The organism is Streptomyces sp. S.PNR 29 (assembly GCF_030386795.1).
Classification (GTDB): Bacteria; Actinomycetota; Actinomycetes; order Streptomycetales; family Streptomycetaceae; genus Streptomyces.
This window is the reverse complement of record NZ_JANUQM010000001.1, coordinates 715,801-733,341: the sequence shown is the minus strand read 5'-3', so window position 1 is coordinate 733,341 and position 17,541 is coordinate 715,801. Positions and strand designations below refer to the sequence as shown.

Sequence of the window (17,541 nt, the reverse complement as noted above, 5' to 3'; positions counted from 1 at the left end):
TACTCAGTTACCGGAAGGGGGACCCCATGAACGACGGTTACGCGGTCCTGGCCGAAGGCCTGGAGAAGCGGTACGGCGAGAAACGCGCCCTCGACGGCTTCGACCTGGCCGTCCGCGAGGGCACCGTGCACGGGCTGCTCGGACCGAACGGCGCCGGCAAGACCACCGCCGTGCGCATCCTGTCCACGCTCATCCGGCTGGACGGCGGCCGGGCCACCGTGGCCGGCCTGGACGTGGCCCGCCGGCCCCGCGAGGTGCGCGCCCGGATCGGGCTCACCGGGCAGTACGCGGCCGTGGACGAGGTGCTCACCGGCCGGCAGAACCTGGAGATGTTCGGCCGGCTGTTCCACCTGGGCGGCAGGCGCGCCAAGCTGCGGGCCGCCGAGCTGCTGGAGCAGTTCGACCTGACCGACGCCGCGGACCGGGGCGTCGGCAAGTACAGCGGCGGCATGCGGCGCCGCCTCGACCTCGCCGCCTCGATGATCCTCGCCCCCGCCGTCCTCTTCCTCGACGAGCCGACGACGGGACTGGACCCGCGGAGCCGGGGCGAGGTCTGGGAGTCCGTACGGGCGCTGGTGGCCAGCGGCACCACCGTCCTGCTGACCACGCAGTACCTGGACGAGGCCGACAAGCTGGCCTCGCACATCACCGTCATCGACCAGGGCCGGGCCATCGCCGACGACACCCCGGACGGCCTGAAGAACCTGGTGGGCGGCGACCGCATCGAGGTCGTGGTGGCCGAGCGGGCGGAGTTGCCCCGCGCGGTGAAGGTGGTCGCCCGTGTCTCGGACGGCGAACCGCAGACGGACGAGGACGAGTTGCGGGTGCACGCCCCGGTCGCCGACCGGGTGACCGCGCTGACCGAGGTGGCGCGGACCCTGCGGGACGAGGACGTCCGGGTGGAGGACATCGGGCTGCGCAGGCCGAGCCTCGACGACGTGTTCCTGCGCCTGACCGGACACCGCACGGCCGTATCGGACACGAAGGAGCCCGCCGCATGACCGCCGTGGATCTGACCGGCCCGGCCACCCACGGCCGCACGTACTGGCTGCTCGCCGACTGCTGGAACATCGTCCGCCGCGGCCTGACCCACTACCAGCGCCAGCCGGTCAACATCGCCTGGCAGCTGGGCTTCCCGATCCTGTCGGTGCTGCTGTACGGCTATGTCTTCGGCAGCGCGATGAAGGTACCCGGCGGCGGGGACTACAAGGACTTCCTGATGCCGGGCATGTTCGCGATGACGATGGCGTTCGGCTTCGTCAACACGGCGTCGCTCGTGGTCTACGACTCCACCAAGGGTGTCATCGACCGCTTCCGTTCCATGCCGATGGCCTCGTCCGCCGTGGTCGCCGGGCGCGGGGTGACCGACCTCATCGTGGCCTGCGCCGAGTTGACGATCATGGTGCTCACCGCCCTGGCCATGGGCTGGCGGCCGGACGGGGGCTGGAGCTTCCTGGCCGCGTTCGGGCTGCTGCTGTGGCTGCGCTTCGCGCTGATCTGGATCGGCGTGTGGCTGGGCCTCCTGGTGCCCAACCCGGAGGCGGCGGGCGGCCTCTTCGCGGTCGCCTTCCCGTTCACGATGATCTCCAGCATCTTCGTCGCCCCGCAGCTCATGCCCGACTGGCTGGGCTGGGTGGCCGCCTGGAACCCCATCTCCTCGACGGCTGCGGCCACGCGCGACCTGTTCGGGACGCCCGTCGGGGGCGGCGACTCGTGGGTCGAACAGCACGCGCTGCTGATGTCGGTGGTGTGGCCGGTGGCGCTGACGGCGGTGTTTCTGCCGCTGGCGGTACGACGGTTCAAGAAGCTCAGCCGGTGAGCAGGCGCCTCCGCACTTGACGTGCTCATGTGGCGTGCGTTCCATGGGAGGTGCGGGGTGGGAGCGCTCCCACCGTTCCGGCCCGCGCCTCCCGAGAGGAAGCAGCGACATGTTCCGCAGCTTGCGAAGAGCGCTGTGCGCGGTGGCGGCGGCGCTCCTGTTACCACTGGCGGGTGTCCAGACGGCCCATGGCGCGGATGCCGAAGCCGCCGCTGCCGGCGCCGGTTACTGGCACACCAGTGGCCGGCAGATCCTGGACGCGGCCGGGCAGCCGGTGCGCATCGCCGGGATCAACTGGTTCGGCTTCGAGACCGGCAACCACGTCGTCCACGGCCTGTGGGCCCGTGACTACAAGAGCATGATCGACCAGATGAAGTCGCTGGGCTACAACACCCTGCGCATCCCCTACAGCGACGACATCCTCAAGCCCGGCACCATGCCGGACAGCATCAACTACGACGGCAAGAACACCGACCTGCGTGGGCTGACGTCCCTGCAGGTGCTGGACCGGATCGTGGCGTACGCCGGTCAGGCCGGACTCAAGATCGTCCTGGACCGGCACCGCCCGGACGCGGGCGGCCAGTCGGCGCTCTGGTACACGGCGTCGGTCCCCGAGTCGACGTGGATCACCAACCTCAAGTCCCTGGCGACGCGTTACAAGGGCAACTCCACGGTCGTCGGCATCGACCTGCACAACGAGCCCCACGACCCGGCCTGCTGGGGCTGCGGCGACACGACACGGGACTGGCGCCTGGCCGCCCAGCGCGCCGGCAACGCGGTGCTGTCCGTCAACCCCGACCTGCTGATCATGGTCGAGGGCGTGCAGTCGTTCAACGGCGTCTCCGGCTGGTGGGGCGGCAACCTGATGGGCGTCGCCCAGTACCCCGTGCAGCTCGACGTGCCGAACCGGCTGGTGTACTCGGCCCATGACTACGCGACCAGCGTGGCCCAGCAGAGCTGGTTCAGCGACCCGTCGTTCCCGGCCAACATGCCCGGTATCTGGGACAAGTACTGGGGTTACATCTTCAAGCAGAACATCGCCCCGGTCTGGGTCGGCGAGTTCGGTACGACGCTCCAGGCGACGGTGGACCAGAAGTGGCTGTCCGCGCTGGTGACGTACCTGCGGTCGACGTCGACGTACGGCGCCGACAGTTTCCATTGGACCTTCTGGTCCTGGAACCCCAACTCCGGTGACACCGGCGGCATCCTGAAGGACGACTGGTCGACGGTGGACACCGTGAAGGACGGATACCTCGCGAGCATCAAGGCACCGGGATTCCCGGGCGGCGGTTCCGGCGGCGACCCCGGTGGTCCCGGTGACCCCGGCGGAGGTACGGCGACCTGCGGCGCCGCGTACACCGTCAGCAGCGACTGGGGCGGCGGCTTCAACGCCGAGGTGAAGGTGACCAACACGGGCACCGTGCCGCTGAAGTCCTGGAAGGTGACGTGGACCTGGAGCGGTTCGCAGAAGGTCACCAGCATGTGGAACGCCTCGTACACGCAGAGCGGGGCGACCGTCACGGCCTCCAACGCCGCCCACAACGGGGCCGTCCCGGTGGGCGGTTCGGCGAGCTTCGGACTCGGGGGCGCGCCCGGAGGCGGAGGTGTGCCGGCGGTGAGTTGTACGGCGGGGTGACGGGGGCACGAAGGGGCGCCTGGTGTGGTGTGTTCTCCGGGCGCCCCGACGGGCCTCGGCGTGCGAAGAGTCCCCGTGTCACCAGCCCCAACGCTGATCGGTGCTCTCCGAGCACGTCCACTGGATGGCCTCGGTGCCTTGCTGTCTGCTGCTCCTGGGGATGGCCAGGCACAAGCCGCTGTTCCGGTTCTTGAGCCGTTCGAGTGAGTCTCGTACCCAGACCTGGTCGGCACCGCTGCCGCACGTCTTCTGCGTGACGGTGTCTCCCAATGTGCCGCTGACGACCAGGCACTTGTCGGTCGCCGCGTTGCGCACTCGGTGGCCGCCCGACACGGCTTGCAGTGTCCAGAGCTGGCTCTCGCTGTTGCTGCACGGCCATTGGATCATCTCGGCTTCGTCGGCCGTGTCGGACCGGGGGACGGCCAGGCACATCCCGGTCGCCTGATTGTGGAGCCTTCGGGCGGCTGCGGGTTGGCGGTCCGTGGGGGAGGGCTGCTTGCCGCCGTCGCCGTCGCCGTCGCCGTCGCCGTCGCTGGTGTCGGTGTCGGTGTCCGAGGGTGCCGGTTCGTCCGGCGGTCCGGCACCGGGGCCGTGAGGTGCCCTGGTGGGCTCGGTCGCGCGGGGCGGGAAGGCCGGGCCGGCCTTCGGGCCGTCCGGCGTACCCGGAGCAGGAGAAGCCGACGGCCGAGCCGGTCCGGGACCGGCGTCGGACGGACCGTTCGCCGACGGCCCGGGCCGGTCGGGGGCCGCGTCACGCCCCGTACCCCCGGCCAGCGTCAGGGCCGTCCCGGCACAGCCGATTCCCACCGCCACGACGATCGCGGCCAGGTAGACCCGTACGCGGCTCCGCGTCTCCCGTGGTGCCCCGGCGAACTGATTGATCTGAATGCCCTGGTCACCGCTCTGTGCGGCGGCGGAGTCGTGGAAGGTGTTGCCGGACACCCCACCGCCGTGGTCCTGGGACGGGCTCATGCTCCCGACCCGAAGTGGTTGTCCTGCCGGTTGCCGTTTCCGACCTGAACCGCTGTGGGGCCCCGGAAGGTGTTCCCGGAGACGCTTCCTCCACCGTGCTGAGCCCGTCCGCCCTGCTCGTCCACCACGCGGCGCACCTCTGCGGCGACCTGCCCGCGCTCTTCCTCCCCCAGCCCCTCCAGCAGGACCTCGACACGGGTCTGCCAGGACGCGCCCTCCTGGGTCCGCACCCGCTCGTCCTCCGCGGGCCCGGCCGCCTCCAGCGCCGCGGCCGTGCGGTCGAGACGCTCCAGCTCGATCCGCTCCCGCTGCCCGTCCCCCCGGCCGAACAGCCGGGCCACCCGCACCCGGAGCGCGGCCCATCCATCGGTCCCCGCGGCCTGCACGACGGCCGCCCCCAGCGCGGCCGCCAGCTCCGTCAGTGCCTCTCCGAGCATCCCTTTCTCCCCTTACGAGCTGTGAGATGCGCGTAGCGTAGTCGATCGGCGCCGCACAGTGACGAGGATTCCGCGATCTGCGGCCAGGCCGGTGCCACGGGGGGCGGGGAGGGCGTCGCTCAGGCGTCGTCCGCGCCGCGTGGCCAGATCGCGATGGCGACCAGCACGGCCGCCCACACTCCCAGCGGCGCGATCGGCCAGTAGTACGTCAGCTCTTCCTTCCGCACGCAGCGCACGCCCCATATCCCCGACATGATCACCAGTCCGCCGAGCCAGTAGCGCCACTCGTCGAGCCACTCCCTGAGGTCCTTGCGGTCCCGCTCCGCGCGGGTGGGTGCGGGTGCGGGCAAGTCGGCCGTCAGTGCGGCCAGTTCACCGGCCGTACGCGCCTGAAGGGCGCTCTTCGAGCGGTTCGCGTGCTCGTGCGGTTCGAGTCGCCCCTCGGCCAGCGCCGCTGTCAGCGCGCTGAGCACCTGGTCCCTGTCGCGGTCCGAGACCCGCGCGTCAGCTGTGGCACGCTCATGCCGATCGTCCATCGCTGTCCCCCTCTCTGCATGCCCCGCAGCAGGGCGCCGGCAGTGACTTTAGAATACGACTGTATCTAAAAGGTGGGAGCACATCCGATGCCCAGGACCGTAGACCGGGAGGAACAACGCCGGCAGATCGGTACGGCCCTGCTGGAACTGGCCTCCGAGCGCGGCCTCGACGAGGTCAGCGTGCGCACCGTGGCCGCCGCCAGCGGCCGCTCGCCCGGTGCCGTGCAGAAGTACTTCAGCACCAAGGAGGAGATGCTCGCCTTCGCCGCCGAGCTGGCCGGCGAGCGCATCGAGCGGCGGATGGCCGACGTGAACACCACGCTGCCGCTGCGCCAGGCGCTGCGCGAACTGATCCTCACCACCCTCCCCTTGGACGCCGAGCGCCGCGCCGACGCCACCGCACAGCTCGCCTTCGCCGTCCACGCGGCCCACCACCCCCGCCTCGCCGCGATCCGGCGGCAGGTCGACCAGGACGTCCGGCAGGCCCTGGCATCCTGGCTGGAATCAGCAGGCCACAGCGCGGACGCAGGGGTCATCGCCGACGCCGTCATCGCCCTGTCGGACGGCCTGGCGCTGCGGATGCTCTACACCTCGCAGGAGCACGAGCCCCTGCTCAGGGCTCTGGACCAGGGGCTGGACGCCCTGTTGAGGGAGAACTGAAGCGACCCCCGGGCGATGCCCTGTTCGATGATCGGCACGATCACGCTCGGTCGGCGCGACGCAGAGCGTCCGGGCCGCGCTTTGCGATGGACCTGTCGGGGGAGAGCTACGGGATGTTCTCCGGGCGCGGACCGCTCGCCGCGGTGGGCGCGTGGGGCGGCTGGTGAGCGTATCGCGGGCGGACGGGGTTCCCGCCGTCAAGCGCTTAGAGGACGTCGTGACGCCCGAGGGTCAGAGGGGCAGAGGATCAGCCGACCGAAGCCTGACGCGACGGCCTGCGACGACGACAAAGGGGCGCCCGGTCCTCCCGGGGCGCCCCTCGTCGTCGTGCGGACGAACCGCTACAGCTTCTCGATCACATAGTCGACGCACTTCGTCAGCGCCTCGACGTCCGCCGGGTCGACCGACGGGAACATGGCGATGCGCAGCTGGTTGCGGCCGAGCTTGCGGTACGGCTCCGTGTCGACGATGCCGTTGGCGCGCAGGACCTTGGCGACGGCGGCGGCGTCGACCTCGTCCGTGAAGTCGATCGTGCCGATGACCTGGGAGCGCTTGGCCGGGTCGGCGACGAACGGGTTGGCGTACTTGATGTCCTCGGCCCAGCCGTACAGCGTGCGCGCGGAGGTGGCGGTACGGCGGACCGACCAGTCCAGGCCGCCCTGGCCGTTCATCCACTCCAGCTGCTCGTTGAGCAGGAAGAGGGTGGCGAGGGCCGGGGTGTTGTACGTCTGGTTCTTGCGGGAGTTGTCGATCGCCGTGGGGAGCGAGAAGAACTCCGGGATGTGGCGGCCGGACGCGTGGATGCGCTCGGCGCGCTCGATCGCCGCCGGGGAGAAGACGCCGATCCACAGGCCGCCGTCGGAGGCGAAGGACTTCTGCGGGGCGAAGTAGTAGACGTCGGTCTCGGCGATGTCGACCGGCAGACCGCCGGCGCCCGAGGTGGCGTCGACCAGCACCAGCGCGCCCTCGTCGGCACCTTCCACGCGCTTGATGGGCATGGCCACGCCGGTCGAGGTCTCGTTGTGGGTGAAGGCGTAGACGTCCACGCCTGCCTCGGCGGCCGGCTCGGGGTGCGTGCCCGGGTCGGCGGAGATGACGTCCGGCTCGGCCAGCCACGGGGCGAGCTTGGCCGCCTTGGCGAACTTCGAGCTGAACTCGCCGAAGCTGAGGTGCTGCGACCTGTTCTCGATCAGGCCGTGCGTCGCGATGTCCCAGAACGCGGTGGAGCCGCCGTTGCCGAGGATCACCTCGTAGCCGTCGGGGAGCTGGAACAGCTCGCGGATGCCCTCGCGCACCTTGCCGACCAGGTTCTTGACGGGGGCCTGGCGGTGGGAGGTGCCCATGAGGGAGGTGCCGGTGGCGGCCAGCGCGTCCAGCGCTTCCGTCCGCACCTTGGAGGGGCCCGCGCCGAAACGTCCGTCGGCGGGCTTGATGTCAGCGGGAATCTGGATCTCAGCCACGGTGGGAGGGTAGCCGTTTCGGGAAACCTGGGCGAAACGTCGTCCGTCGGATGAGACGCGTTTCGGCTGAGGCCCAGGGGGCGCGGCTCCGCCGGCCACCGCCGGGCGGGACCGTCACTGTCAGTGGCGGGATGCATCCTGGACGCATGACGGATCTGGAGGCGGAGCTGCGGCGGGCCGTCCGGGGCGAGGTCGGGTTCGACGTCACCTCCCGGGCGCTGGTGACCATGGACGCGTCCAACTACCGGCGCGTCCCGGTGGGCGTGGTGGCGCCGCGGGACGCCGACGACGTGGCGGCCGTGCTGGAGGTGTGCCGGGCGCACGGGGTGCCGGTGGTCCCGCGCGGAGGCGGTACGTCGATCGCCGGGCAGGCGACGGGCACGGGCATCGTGCTGGACTTCACCCGGCACATGAACCGTCTCCTCGCCCTGGATCCGGACGCGCGCACCGCCGTCGTCCAGCCCGGCCTCGTCCTCGACCGTCTCCAGGAGGCCGCCGCCCCGCACGGCCTGCGCTTCGGCCCCGACCCCTCCACCCACAGCCGCTGCACGCTCGGCGGCATGATCGGCAACAACGCGTGCGGCTCGCACTCGGTGGCGTGGGGGACGACCGCCGACAGCGTGCGCGAGCTGGACGTGATCACGGCGGGCGGGGAGCGGCTGCGGCTCGGGCCGGGGTGGGCCGGGGCCCCGGCCGGGCTGCGGGAGCTGGTCGGGGGCGAGCTGGCGCGGCTGCGGACCGGCTTCCCCGAGCTGCCCCGCCGTATCTCCGGGTACGCGCTCGACGCGCTGCTGCCCGAGAAGGGGGCCGATGTCGCCCGCTCCTTCTGCGGGAGCGAGGGCACCCTCGGCGTCCTCACCGAGGCGGTCGTAGGGCTCGTGGAGGCGCCCCGCGCGCGTGCGCTGGCCGTGCTGGCGTACGGAGACGAGAGCGCCGCCGCCGAGGCCGCGGCGGGGCTGCTGCCGCACGGGCCGCTGACCGTGGAGGGGATGGCGGTGGATCTCGTGCCCTCCACCGACGGGCTGCCGCGGGGCGGTGCCTGGCTGTTCGTGGAGACCGGCGGGGACACGGCGGGCGAGGCACGCGCGCGTGCGCAGGCCATCGTGCGGGCCGCCGATGTCGTCGACTCCCTGGTCGTGACCGACCCGGCCGAGCAGCGCGCCCTGTGGCGCATCCGGGAGGACGCGTCGGGTACGGCGACCCGGATGCCGGACGGCAGGGAGGCCTGGCCCGGCTGGGAGGACTGCGCGGTGCCGCCGGCCCGGCTCGGCGCGTATCTGCGGGACTTCCGGGCGCTGCTGTCCGCCCACGGCCTGCGCGGCACGCCGTACGGGCACTTCGGGGACGGCTGCATCCACGTCCGCATCGACTTCGACCTGATGAGCGATACGGGCATCGGCCGCTTCCGGCGCTTCTCCGAAGAGCTCGCCGAGCTGGTCGTGGCGCACGGCGGCTCGCTGTCGGGGGAGCACGGGGACGGGCAGGCGCGGGCCGAGCTGCTGCCGAAGATGTACGGCGCCGAGACGGTCGCCCTGTTCGAGCGCGTCAAGGCCCTCTGGGACCCGGAGGACCTGCTCAACCCGGGGATGCTGGTCCGCCCCGCGCCCCTCGACGCCGGCCTCCGCTTCTCCGTCCTGCCCCGCGAGCCCGTGGACGTCGCCTTCGGCTACCCGTCCGACGGCGGCGACTTCTCGGCGGCGGTACGCCGCTGCGTCGGCGTCGCCAAGTGCCGTACGACGTCGGTGCCGGGTTCCGCCGTCATGTGCCCGTCCTTCCGGGCGACGGGGGAGGAGGCACACTCCACGCGCGGGCGTGCCCGGCTGCTGCACGAGATGCTGGCCGGCGAGGTGGTCACCGACGGCTGGCGGTCGCAGGAGGTGCGCGACGCGCTGGACCTGTGTCTGTCCTGCAAGGGGTGCCGGTCGGACTGCCCGGTCGAGGTCGACATGGCCACGTACAAGGCGGAGTTCCTCCACCACCACTACGCGGGGCGCCGCCGCCCCGCCGCGCACTACACGATGGGGTGGCTGCCGGTATGGCTGCGGGCGGTGGCCCGTACGCGTACGGCGCGTGCCGTCAACGCCCTCGCCGGCCTCCGGCCGCTTGCGTGGGCGGCGAAACGGCTGGGCGGGATCGCCCCCGAGCGGGCGATCCCGCGGCTCGCGACGCGGACGTTCAGCCGCTGGTGGGAGCGGCGGCGCGCGGAGACGACCGCCGGGGGCGGCGAGCTGGTCATCCTCTGGCCGGACACCTTCACCGAGCACCTCTCGCCGTCCGTGGGGCAGGCGGCCGTACGCGTGCTGCGGGCAGCCGGGCTGCGCGTGGCGCTCCCGCCGACCGTGCACCTCGGGAAGGCGCCGGTGGGCGACGGTACGACGGTCGCCCTCGACCCGCTGTCCCTCCTCCGGGGCCGCGGCCGGGTCTGCTGCGGGCTGACGTACGTCTCGACGGGTCAGCTCGACCGCGCCCGCGCGGTCATGCGCCGCACACTCGACCTCATGGAACCGGTGCTCGACACCGCCTCCCCGGTCGTGGTCCTGGAGCCCAGCTGCGCCGCCGCCCTCCGCACGGACCTGCCCGAGCTGCTGCACGACGACCCCCGCGCGGCCCGCCTCGCCGCCCGGGTCCTGACCTTCGCGGAGACCCTGGAACGCCACGCTCCCGGCTGGACCCCGCCCCGGGTGGACCGCCCGGTCGCCGGCCAGACCCATTGCCACCAGCACGCGGTGCTGGGGGACGCGGCGGACCGCCGACTGCGTCAAGCCGCTCTGCTCTCGGGCGAACTGAGCGGCGGCTGCTGTGGTCTCGCGGGTAACTTCGGTTTCGAGAAGGGGCACTTCGAGGTGTCGAGCGCCTGCGCGGAGGAACAACTGCTGCCCGCGGTACGGGAGGCGCCCGAGGGGACGGTGATCCTGGCGGACGGGTTCTCCTGCCGTACGCAGCTGGAGCAGCTGGCGGGCGTGCGGGGGCGGCATCTGGCGGAAGTGCTGGCGGAGGCGTTGGAGGGGGAGGACGAAGGTTGAGTACTGAGGTGGGGCGGGTGGCCGTTCTGTCCGACATCCACGGTGTGCTTCCGGCCCTTCAGGCCGTGCTGGCCGAACCGGAGGTGGCCGCCGCCGACCGGATCGTCCTCACCGGCGACATCGCGGCGGGCCCGCAGCCGGTGGAGGTCATCGACGTCCTGCGCGAGCTGGGCGAGAGGGTGCTGTGGGTCGGCGGCAACGCGGACCGTGAACTCGTCGAGTACCGCAGGGGCGAGCGGCAGGAGATCCCCGACCCGATCGGCCCGTACGCGGCGCGGCGACTCACCGACGAGCAGGTCGAGTTCCTCGCGGCCCTGCCCCCGACGCTCACCCTCCCCGTCCGGGGCCACGGCGAGGTCCTGTTCTGCCACGCCACGCCCCGGGACGACGAGGAGACGGTGCTGGTCGACTCGCGTCTCGACCGGTGGGCGGAGGTCTTCGCGGAGGTCCCCGGCACCGTCCGCACGGTGGTCTGCGGCCACACGCACATGCCCTACGCCCGCCTGGCCCACGGCCGTCTGGTGGTGAATCCCGGCAGCGTCGGCATGCCGTACGGCCGTCCCGGCGCCCACTGGTGCCTGCTCGGACCCGGCACCGACCTGCGTGTCACCCCGTACGACATCCCGGCCGCGATCGCCCGCCTCACCGCGGAATCGGCCTACCCGGACATCGAGGCCTGGGCCGACTACTTCCTCCACGCGCGGGCGACGGACGCGGAGGCGCTGAGGGTTTTCTCGGCTTCATGATCCGACGCCCGGGGCCCCTGGACGTACGGGGCGGTTCCAGGACAGCTCCATAACGGGTTCACGCGCCTGACAAAGTCCATTACCCTGGACTCAGCAGTGCACCATGATGAACGAACCTCGATCCCGTGGATGTCCCGTGACCACCCCCAGCACCACCGGCCAGAGCACCCCGACCCCGACGCCCTCCCCCGCACCGCCCGGCGCCCTGGGCCGCCGGGGTTCCCTCGGGCCGGTCGGCCTGGTCCTCGCCGGTGGTGTCTCCGTGCAGTTCGGTGGCGCCCTCGCGGTGACCCTGATGCCCCGCGCCGGTGCCCTGGGCGTCGTCACCCTGCGGCTGCTGGTGGCCGCGATCGTCCTGATCCTGGTGTGCCGGCCCCGGCTGCGCGGCCACTCGCGCACCGACTGGGGCACGGTCGTCGTCTTCGGCATCACCATGGCCGCGATGAACGGCCTCTTCTACCAGGCCGTCGCCCGCATCCCGCTGGGCCCCGCGGTCACCCTGGAGGTCCTCGGCCCCCTCGCCCTCTCCGTCCTGGCCTCCCGCCGCGCGATCAACCTCGTGTGGGCCGGGCTCGGCCTCTGCGGGGTCTTCCTCCTCGGTGGCGGAGGCTTCGGCGGCCTCGACCCCCTGGGCGTCGCCTTCGCGCTGGGCGCGGGCGCCATGTGGGCGGCGTACATCGTCTTCAGCGCCCGTACGGGGCGGCGCTTCCCGCAGGCCGACGGGCTCGCGCTCGCCATGGCGGTCGCGGCCCTGCTGTTCCTGCCGCTGGGGATCGCCGAGTCGGGCGCGAAGCTCACCGACCCGGTGACGATCGGGCTCGGCGCCGCCGTCGCGCTCCTCTCCTCCGTCCTGCCCTACACGCTGGAACTCCTCGCCCTGCGCCGCCTGCCCGCCTCCACCTTCGCCGTCCTGATGAGCCTGGAACCGGCCATCGCCGCGACAGCGGGCTTCCTGCTGCTCGGTCAGACCCTCTCCGCCACGGAGGCAGCCGCCATCGCCCTGGTCATCGCGGCGAGCATGGGTGCGGTGCGGACTCAGGTGGGGCGGTAGCTGTCGCTCACGGGCGGGCCCGTACCCCGGCGACGAAGGCGGCGAAGGTGCCGGGCGTGACGGTGAGGACGCCGACGCCGGGGTTCTTGGAGTCGCGGATGGCGATGTGGGGGGTGAGGTCGGCGACCTCTACGCACTCACCGCCGGTGTCGCCGCTGTGCGAGGACTTACGCCATATCGCGCCCGTCAGGTTCGGGTTCGTTCCCATAACGCTCCTCCATTACGCGGGCGATCAGTGCCGCCGAGTCGTCCACGGAGAGAGCGGCGGCCTGTAGGTGATCGTAACGGACCGAACCTTCCTTGACTGCTTCAGGATTGGCCGTCATGTGGCCCTGCACGAAGTCCTCGGTGTAGACGATGTCCGGGTCTGAATCGAAGCGCAGCAGCGTGAACGAGCCCATCAGCCCCGTGTGTGCCCCCGCCCCGAACGGCAGCACCTGAATCTCCAGCCAGCGGCGCTTTTGCAAGTACAGCAGGTGCGCCAACTGCTCGCGCATGACCTCCCGGCCCCCGACCGCCTGATGCAGCACCGCCTCGCTCAGCACCACCCACGTCACCGGAGGCTGATCCCGCTCCAGGATGCGCTGGCGGTCCAGTCGGGCAGCCACCTTGCCGTCGATGTCTCCGTCGTCCCTCGTGCTGAGCACCGCGCGTGCGTACGCCTCTGTCTGAAGAAGCCCGTGCACCAACTGCGCCTGGTACGTCGAGATATACGCGGCCTTGGCCTCCATGTCAGCGTACGGCTGAAACCAGCTGGGCAACTGACTCCGCAACACCAGCCCGACCAACCGCGAGAACGCCCCGTCCGTCCCCAGCGCCGCGTCCACCCGCTCCGAGAACTCCCGCTGCGGCACCTTCGCCGCCGTCTCGATCTGGCCGATGAGCGACCCCGTGCAGAAGACGATCGAGCCGAGCTGCGCCAGGGTCAGCCCCGCCGCCTCCCGAGCACGCCGGAGTTCGTACCCGTAGTAGTCCAACGGCGATGCGCTCGGGTCCAGTTCACGACTGCGCACACAACCACCTCCCGTCACTGAGAGTAGCTCCCCGTGCGCGTACGGGTATCGAAGTTGTGGAAAACAAATTCATGCAAGCACGCTTGCTTGTTTCTTGGGCCGCTGCCATGCTCGCCCCATGTCTGACCCGACGCTCGTGATCGACGATCTGCGTGCCGAGAGCGAGGAACTCGACTGGCTGGTAGCCGAGTTGCGCCCGGAGGGGTGGGCACTGCCCACCCCGGCCCCCCGCTGGACCGTCGCCCACCAGATCGCCCACCTGGCCTGGACCGACCGCTCGGCCCTGCTCGCCGTCACGGACGCCGACGCCTTCCGCGCGCTGGTCGAGAAGGCGCTCGCGGCCCCGGACTCATTCGTCGACGAGGGGGCCGAGGAGGGTGCTCACCTCCCGCCGTCCGAGCTGCTGGCGCGCTGGCGTGAGGGGCGCGCGGCGCTCGACAAGGCGCTGCGCGCCGCACCACCCGGCGCCCGCTTCCCCTGGTACGGGCCGCCCATGTCGGCCGCCTCCATGGCCACCGCCCGACTCATGGAGACCTGGGCCCATGGCCTGGACGTGGCGGACACGCTCGGTGTGGTCCCCGCACCCACCGACCGGCTGCGGCATGTGGCCCGGCTCGGGGTGCGCACCCGTGACTTCGCGTACGGGGTGCACGGGCTCACCCCGCCCGCCGACCCCTTCCGCGTCGAACTCACCGGACCCGGCGGCGACTTGTGGACGTACGGCCCCGAGGACGCACCCCAGCGCGTCACCGGCCCCGCCCTCGACTTCTGTCTCCTGGTCACCCGGCGCGCCCACCGCACCGACCTCGCGGTCACCGCCGAGGGCCCCGACGCCGACCGCTGGCTGGACATCGCCCAGGCCTTCGCGGGGCCGCCCGGCACCGGCCGCCCCCCGAAAGGGGCCGCGCGGTGACCCTGCGCATCGGCAACGCCTCCGGCTTCTACGGCGACCGCTTCGACGCGATGCGCGAGATGCTCACCGGCGGCGAACTCGACGTCCTCACCGGCGACTACCTCGCCGAGCTGACCATGCTGATCCTGGGCCGCGACCGGCTGAAGGACCCCGGCGCCGGGTACGCGCGCACCTTCCTGCGGCAACTGGAGGAGTGCCTGGGGATCGCCCACGAGCGGGGCGTGAAGATCGTCACCAATGCGGGGGGCCTCAATCCCGGGGGACTGGCCGGGAAAATACGCCAGTTGGCCGACCGGCTCGGCCTCCCCGTACGCGTCGCCCACGTCGAGGGCGACGACCTCACCGCCCGGTATCCGGGCACTCTCGCCGCCCACGCCTACCTCGGCGGCTTCGGCATCGCGGCCTGTCTGAGGGAGGGCGCGGACGTCGTCGTCACCGGGCGGGTGACGGACGCGGCCCTGGTCACCGGGCCGGCCGCCGCCCACTTCGGCTGGCAGCCGGGGGAGTACGACCGGCTCGCGGGTGCCGTCGTCGCCGGGCACGTGCTGGAGTGCGGGACCCAGGCCACCGGCGGCAACTACGCCTTCTTCGGCGAGGGCGACGTCCACCGCCCCGGCTTCCCGCTCGCCGAACTCCACGCCGACGGCAGCAGCGTGATCACCAAGCACGACGGCACCGGCGGCTTCGTCGACGTCGGCACGGTGACGGCCCAGCTGCTGTACGAGACGGGCGGCGCCCGGTACGCGGGACCCGACGTCACCGCCCGGCTGGACACCGTACGCCTCACCCAGGAGGGGCCGGACCGCGTGCGGATCGAGGGCGTGCGCGGGGAGGCCCCGCCCCCGGCCCTCAAGGTCGGCCTCAACCGGCTCGGCGGCTTCCGCAACGAGGTCACCTTCGTCCTCACGGGGCTCGACATCGAGGCGAAAGCGGCTCTCGTGCGGCAGCAGATGAGCAGTGCGTGGGCCAAGTCGCCGCCCGCCGAGGCCCGTTGGGACCTTGTCCGCACCGACCGGCCCGACGCCCCGACCGAGGAGACCGCGAGCGCCCTGCTGCGGCTCGTCGTACGTGACCCGGACCAGGAGACCGTGGGACGGGCACTGAGCGGGGCGGCCGTGGAGCTGGCGCTCGCCAGCTACCCCGGCTTCCACGTCCTGGCACCACCGGGCAAGGGCGCCCCCTACGGGATCTTCGAGGCGGTGTACGTCCCTCAGGACGCCGTCGAGCATGTGGCCGTCCTCCACGACGGGCGCCGGATCCCTGTGGCACCGGCCCACGACACTCGCGTCCTGGACGACGTACCCGAGCCGCCCCTGCCCGAGCCCCTGCCCCCCGGCCCGGCCCGGCGCGCCCCGCTCGGGCTTCTCGCCGGGGCCCGCAGCGGGGACAAGGGGGCGAACGCCAACGTGGGCGTCTGGGTGCGCGACGACGCGGCCTGGCGGTGGCTGGTCCACGAGCTGACGGCCGACCGGTTCCGGGAACTGATCCCCGAGAGCCGGGAGCTGCCCGTCACCCGTCACGTCCTCCCACGACTCCGGGCCCTCAACTTCGTCGTCGAAGGCATCCTCGGCGAGGGCGTCGCCGCCCGGCACCGCTTCGACCCGCAGGCCAAGGCCCTCGGTGAATGGCTGCGCTCCCGCCACCTGGACATCCCGGAGGCCCTGCTGTGACCGTCCTGTCCTCGGCCCTGGACCCCAGCGGCCCCGACCACCGCGCGAACCGCGAGGCCATGCTCGCCAAGCTGGACCAGCTGGCCGCCGAGCACGCGAAGGCTCTCGCGGGTGGCGGTGAGAAGTACGCCGCACGGCACCGCGGGCGCGGCAAACTGCTCGCCCGGGAGCGTGTCGAGCTGCTCCTCGACCCCGACACACCCTTCCTGGAGCTCTCCCCGCTCGCCGCCTGGGGCAGCGACCACACCGTCGGCGCCTCCCTGGTCACCGGCATCGGTGTCGTCGAGGGCGTGGAGTGCCTGATCACCGCCAACGACCCGACCGTGCGCGGCGGCGCCAGCAACCCCTGGAGCCTGAAGAAGGCGCTGAGGGCGCACGAGATCGCGTATGCCAACCGTCTCCCCGTCATCTCCCTCGTCGAGTCCGGCGGCGCCGACCTGCCCTCGCAGAAGGAGATCTTCATCCCGGGCGGGGCCGTCTTCCGGGACCTGACCCGGCTGTCGGCGGCCGGCATCCCCACCGTCGCCGTCGTCTTCGGCAACTCCACGGCCGGGGGCGCCTACGTCCCCGGCATGTCCGACCACGTGATCATGGTCAAGGAGCGGGCGAAGGTGTTCCTGGGCGGCCCGCCCCTGGTGAAGATGGCCACCGGCGAGGAGAGCGACGACGAGTCCCTCGGCGGCGCCGGGATGCACGCGCGCGTGTCGGGCCTCGCCGACCACTTCGCCGTCGACGAGCCCGACGCGCTGCGGCAGGCACGGCGGGTCGTCGCACGGCTCAACCACCGCAAGGCGTACCCCGACCCGGGCCCGGCCCAGCCCCCCGAGTACGACGCGGAGGAACTGCTCGGCATCGTCCCCGGCGACCTGAGAACCCCCTTCGACCCGCGCGAGGTCATCGCCCGGATCGTCGACGCCTCCGACTTCGACGAGTTCAAGCCGCTGTACGGGACGAGCCTCACGACCGGCTGGGCGACCCTGCACGGCTACCCGGTCGGGATCCTGGCGAACGCCAGGGGCGTGCTGTTCAGCGAGGAGTCGCAGAAGGCCGCCCAGTTCATCCAGCTCGCCAACCAGCGCGACATCCCGCTGCTGTTCCTGCACAACACCACCGGCTACATGGTCGGCAGGGAGTACGAGCAGGGCGGCATCATCAAGCACGGCGCGATGATGATCAACGCGGTGAGCAACTCGACGGTCCCGCACCTGTCGGTGCTGATGGGCGCGTCGTACGGAGCCGGCCACTACGGCATGTGCGGCCGCGCCTACGACCCGCGCTTCCTGTTCGCCTGGCCCAGCGCCAAGTCCGCCGTCATGGGCCCCCAGCAGCTCGCCGGGGTCCTCTCCATCGTCGCCCGGCAGTCGGCCGCCGCGAAGGGCCGGCCGTACGACGAGGAGGCCGACGCCGCCCTGCGCGCCATGGTGGAGCAGCAGATCGAGTCCGAGTCACTGCCGATGTTCCTGTCCGGGCGGCTGTACGACGACGGCGTCATCGACCCGCGCGACACCCGCACCGTCCTCGGCCTGTGTCTGTCCGCCATCCACACGGCGCCCTACGAGGGCGCGCGCGGCGGCTTCGGCGTCTTCCGGATGTGAGGGACCTCCA

16 protein-coding genes are annotated in these 17,541 nt (G+C 72.0%); 10 read left to right on the top strand and 6 right to left on the bottom strand.

What is annotated here, in order from left to right; genetic code table 11:
- Positions 1 to 26 precede the first annotated feature (26 nt).
- From NW895_RS03595 to NW895_RS03585, 3 genes are all read left to right on the top strand, one after another.
- Positions 27 to 1,001 (top strand): ATP-binding cassette domain-containing protein, encoded by a 975-nt coding sequence (locus tag NW895_RS03595; RefSeq protein ID WP_289933620.1) that lies wholly within the window; start codon positions 27 to 29, stop codon positions 999 to 1,001.
- On the top strand, positions 998 to 1,819 hold the full coding sequence (locus tag NW895_RS03590) for an ABC transporter permease (RefSeq protein WP_289933619.1): 822 nt from the start codon (positions 998 to 1,000) through the stop codon (positions 1,817 to 1,819). The genes NW895_RS03595 and NW895_RS03590 overlap by 4 nt, the downstream gene beginning before the upstream one ends.
- 109 nt (positions 1,820 to 1,928) lie before the next feature.
- A complete protein-coding gene (locus NW895_RS03585; RefSeq protein WP_289933618.1) occupies positions 1,929 to 3,455 on the top strand; it encodes a cellulase family glycosylhydrolase in 1,527 nt (508 codons plus the stop codon).
- Positions 3,456 to 3,533: 78 nt separating this feature from the next.
- Here the strand turns inward: NW895_RS03585 and NW895_RS03580 are convergent, their stop codons facing one another.
- The 3 genes from NW895_RS03580 to NW895_RS03570 all read right to left on the bottom strand — a co-directional run bounded on the left by NW895_RS03580 (position 3,534) and on the right by NW895_RS03570 (position 5,400).
- On the bottom strand, positions 3,534 to 4,427 hold the full coding sequence (locus NW895_RS03580) for a ricin-type beta-trefoil lectin domain protein (RefSeq protein ID WP_289933616.1): 894 nt from the start codon (positions 4,425 to 4,427) through the stop codon (positions 3,534 to 3,536).
- Positions 4,424 to 4,864: a hypothetical protein gene (locus NW895_RS03575; RefSeq protein WP_289933615.1), complete on the bottom strand. Its 441-nt coding sequence runs from the start codon at positions 4,862 to 4,864 to the stop codon at positions 4,424 to 4,426. Before NW895_RS03575 ends, NW895_RS03580 begins: the two co-directional genes overlap by 4 nt.
- A 119-nt stretch (positions 4,865 to 4,983) precedes the next feature.
- The gene (locus NW895_RS03570) at positions 4,984 to 5,400 is read right to left on the bottom strand and encodes a DUF1707 domain-containing protein (protein WP_289933614.1); all 417 of its coding nucleotides are present in this window, start codon (positions 5,398 to 5,400) and stop codon (positions 4,984 to 4,986) included.
- A gap of 87 nt (positions 5,401 to 5,487) precedes the next feature.
- Between NW895_RS03570 and NW895_RS03565 the strand changes: the two genes are divergently transcribed.
- Positions 5,488 to 6,060 carry a TetR/AcrR family transcriptional regulator gene (locus tag NW895_RS03565; RefSeq protein ID WP_289933613.1) on the top strand — a complete coding sequence of 191 codons (573 nt, stop codon included), beginning with the start codon at positions 5,488 to 5,490 and terminating at the stop codon, positions 6,058 to 6,060.
- Between the two features lie 341 nt (positions 6,061 to 6,401).
- On the opposite strand, the gene serC is transcribed toward NW895_RS03565, so the two are convergent.
- Positions 6,402 to 7,520, bottom strand: coding sequence for a phosphoserine transaminase (gene serC / locus NW895_RS03560; RefSeq protein ID WP_289933612.1), 1,119 nt, complete (start codon positions 7,518 to 7,520; stop codon positions 6,402 to 6,404).
- A gap of 146 nt (positions 7,521 to 7,666) precedes the next feature.
- On the opposite strand from serC, the gene NW895_RS03555 reads away from it, so the two are divergent.
- From NW895_RS03555 to NW895_RS03545, 3 genes are all read left to right on the top strand, one after another.
- Entirely contained in the window at positions 7,667 to 10,543 is a 2,877-nt protein-coding gene (locus NW895_RS03555; protein WP_289933609.1) for an FAD-binding and (Fe-S)-binding domain-containing protein, read from the top strand.
- Between the two features lie 8 nt (positions 10,544 to 10,551).
- On the top strand, positions 10,552 to 11,289 hold the full coding sequence (locus NW895_RS03550; RefSeq protein WP_289933950.1) for a metallophosphoesterase family protein: 738 nt from the start codon (positions 10,552 to 10,554) through the stop codon (positions 11,287 to 11,289).
- A gap of 136 nt (positions 11,290 to 11,425) precedes the next feature.
- The gene (locus NW895_RS03545; protein ID WP_289933608.1) at positions 11,426 to 12,340 is read left to right on the top strand and encodes an EamA family transporter; all 915 of its coding nucleotides are present in this window, start codon (positions 11,426 to 11,428) and stop codon (positions 12,338 to 12,340) included.
- A 7-nt stretch (positions 12,341 to 12,347) separates the two neighbouring features.
- On the opposite strand, the gene NW895_RS03540 is transcribed toward NW895_RS03545, so the two are convergent.
- Together NW895_RS03540 and NW895_RS03535 are read right to left on the bottom strand one after the other, a co-directional pair.
- Positions 12,348 to 12,548 carry a DUF397 domain-containing protein gene (locus NW895_RS03540; RefSeq protein WP_289933607.1) on the bottom strand — a complete coding sequence of 67 codons (201 nt, stop codon included), beginning with the start codon at positions 12,546 to 12,548 and terminating at the stop codon, positions 12,348 to 12,350.
- Positions 12,508 to 13,353 (bottom strand): helix-turn-helix transcriptional regulator, encoded by an 846-nt coding sequence (locus NW895_RS03535; RefSeq protein WP_289933605.1) that lies wholly within the window; start codon positions 13,351 to 13,353, stop codon positions 12,508 to 12,510. The genes NW895_RS03540 and NW895_RS03535 overlap by 41 nt, the downstream gene beginning before the upstream one ends.
- Before the next feature lie 118 nt (positions 13,354 to 13,471).
- Between NW895_RS03535 and NW895_RS03530 the strand changes: the two genes are divergently transcribed.
- From NW895_RS03530 to NW895_RS03520, 3 genes are read left to right on the top strand one after another with little or no spacing between them, the layout of a single operon-like run.
- Positions 13,472 to 14,266 (top strand): TIGR03084 family metal-binding protein, encoded by a 795-nt coding sequence (locus NW895_RS03530; RefSeq protein ID WP_289933603.1) that lies wholly within the window; start codon positions 13,472 to 13,474, stop codon positions 14,264 to 14,266.
- On the top strand, positions 14,263 to 15,936 hold the full coding sequence (locus NW895_RS03525; protein WP_289933602.1) for an acyclic terpene utilization AtuA family protein: 1,674 nt from the start codon (positions 14,263 to 14,265) through the stop codon (positions 15,934 to 15,936). Before NW895_RS03530 ends, NW895_RS03525 begins: the two co-directional genes overlap by 4 nt.
- The gene (locus tag NW895_RS03520; RefSeq protein ID WP_289933600.1) at positions 15,933 to 17,531 is read left to right on the top strand and encodes a carboxyl transferase domain-containing protein; all 1,599 of its coding nucleotides are present in this window, start codon (positions 15,933 to 15,935) and stop codon (positions 17,529 to 17,531) included. The genes NW895_RS03525 and NW895_RS03520 overlap by 4 nt, the downstream gene beginning before the upstream one ends.
- Positions 17,532 to 17,541 lie beyond the last annotated feature (10 nt).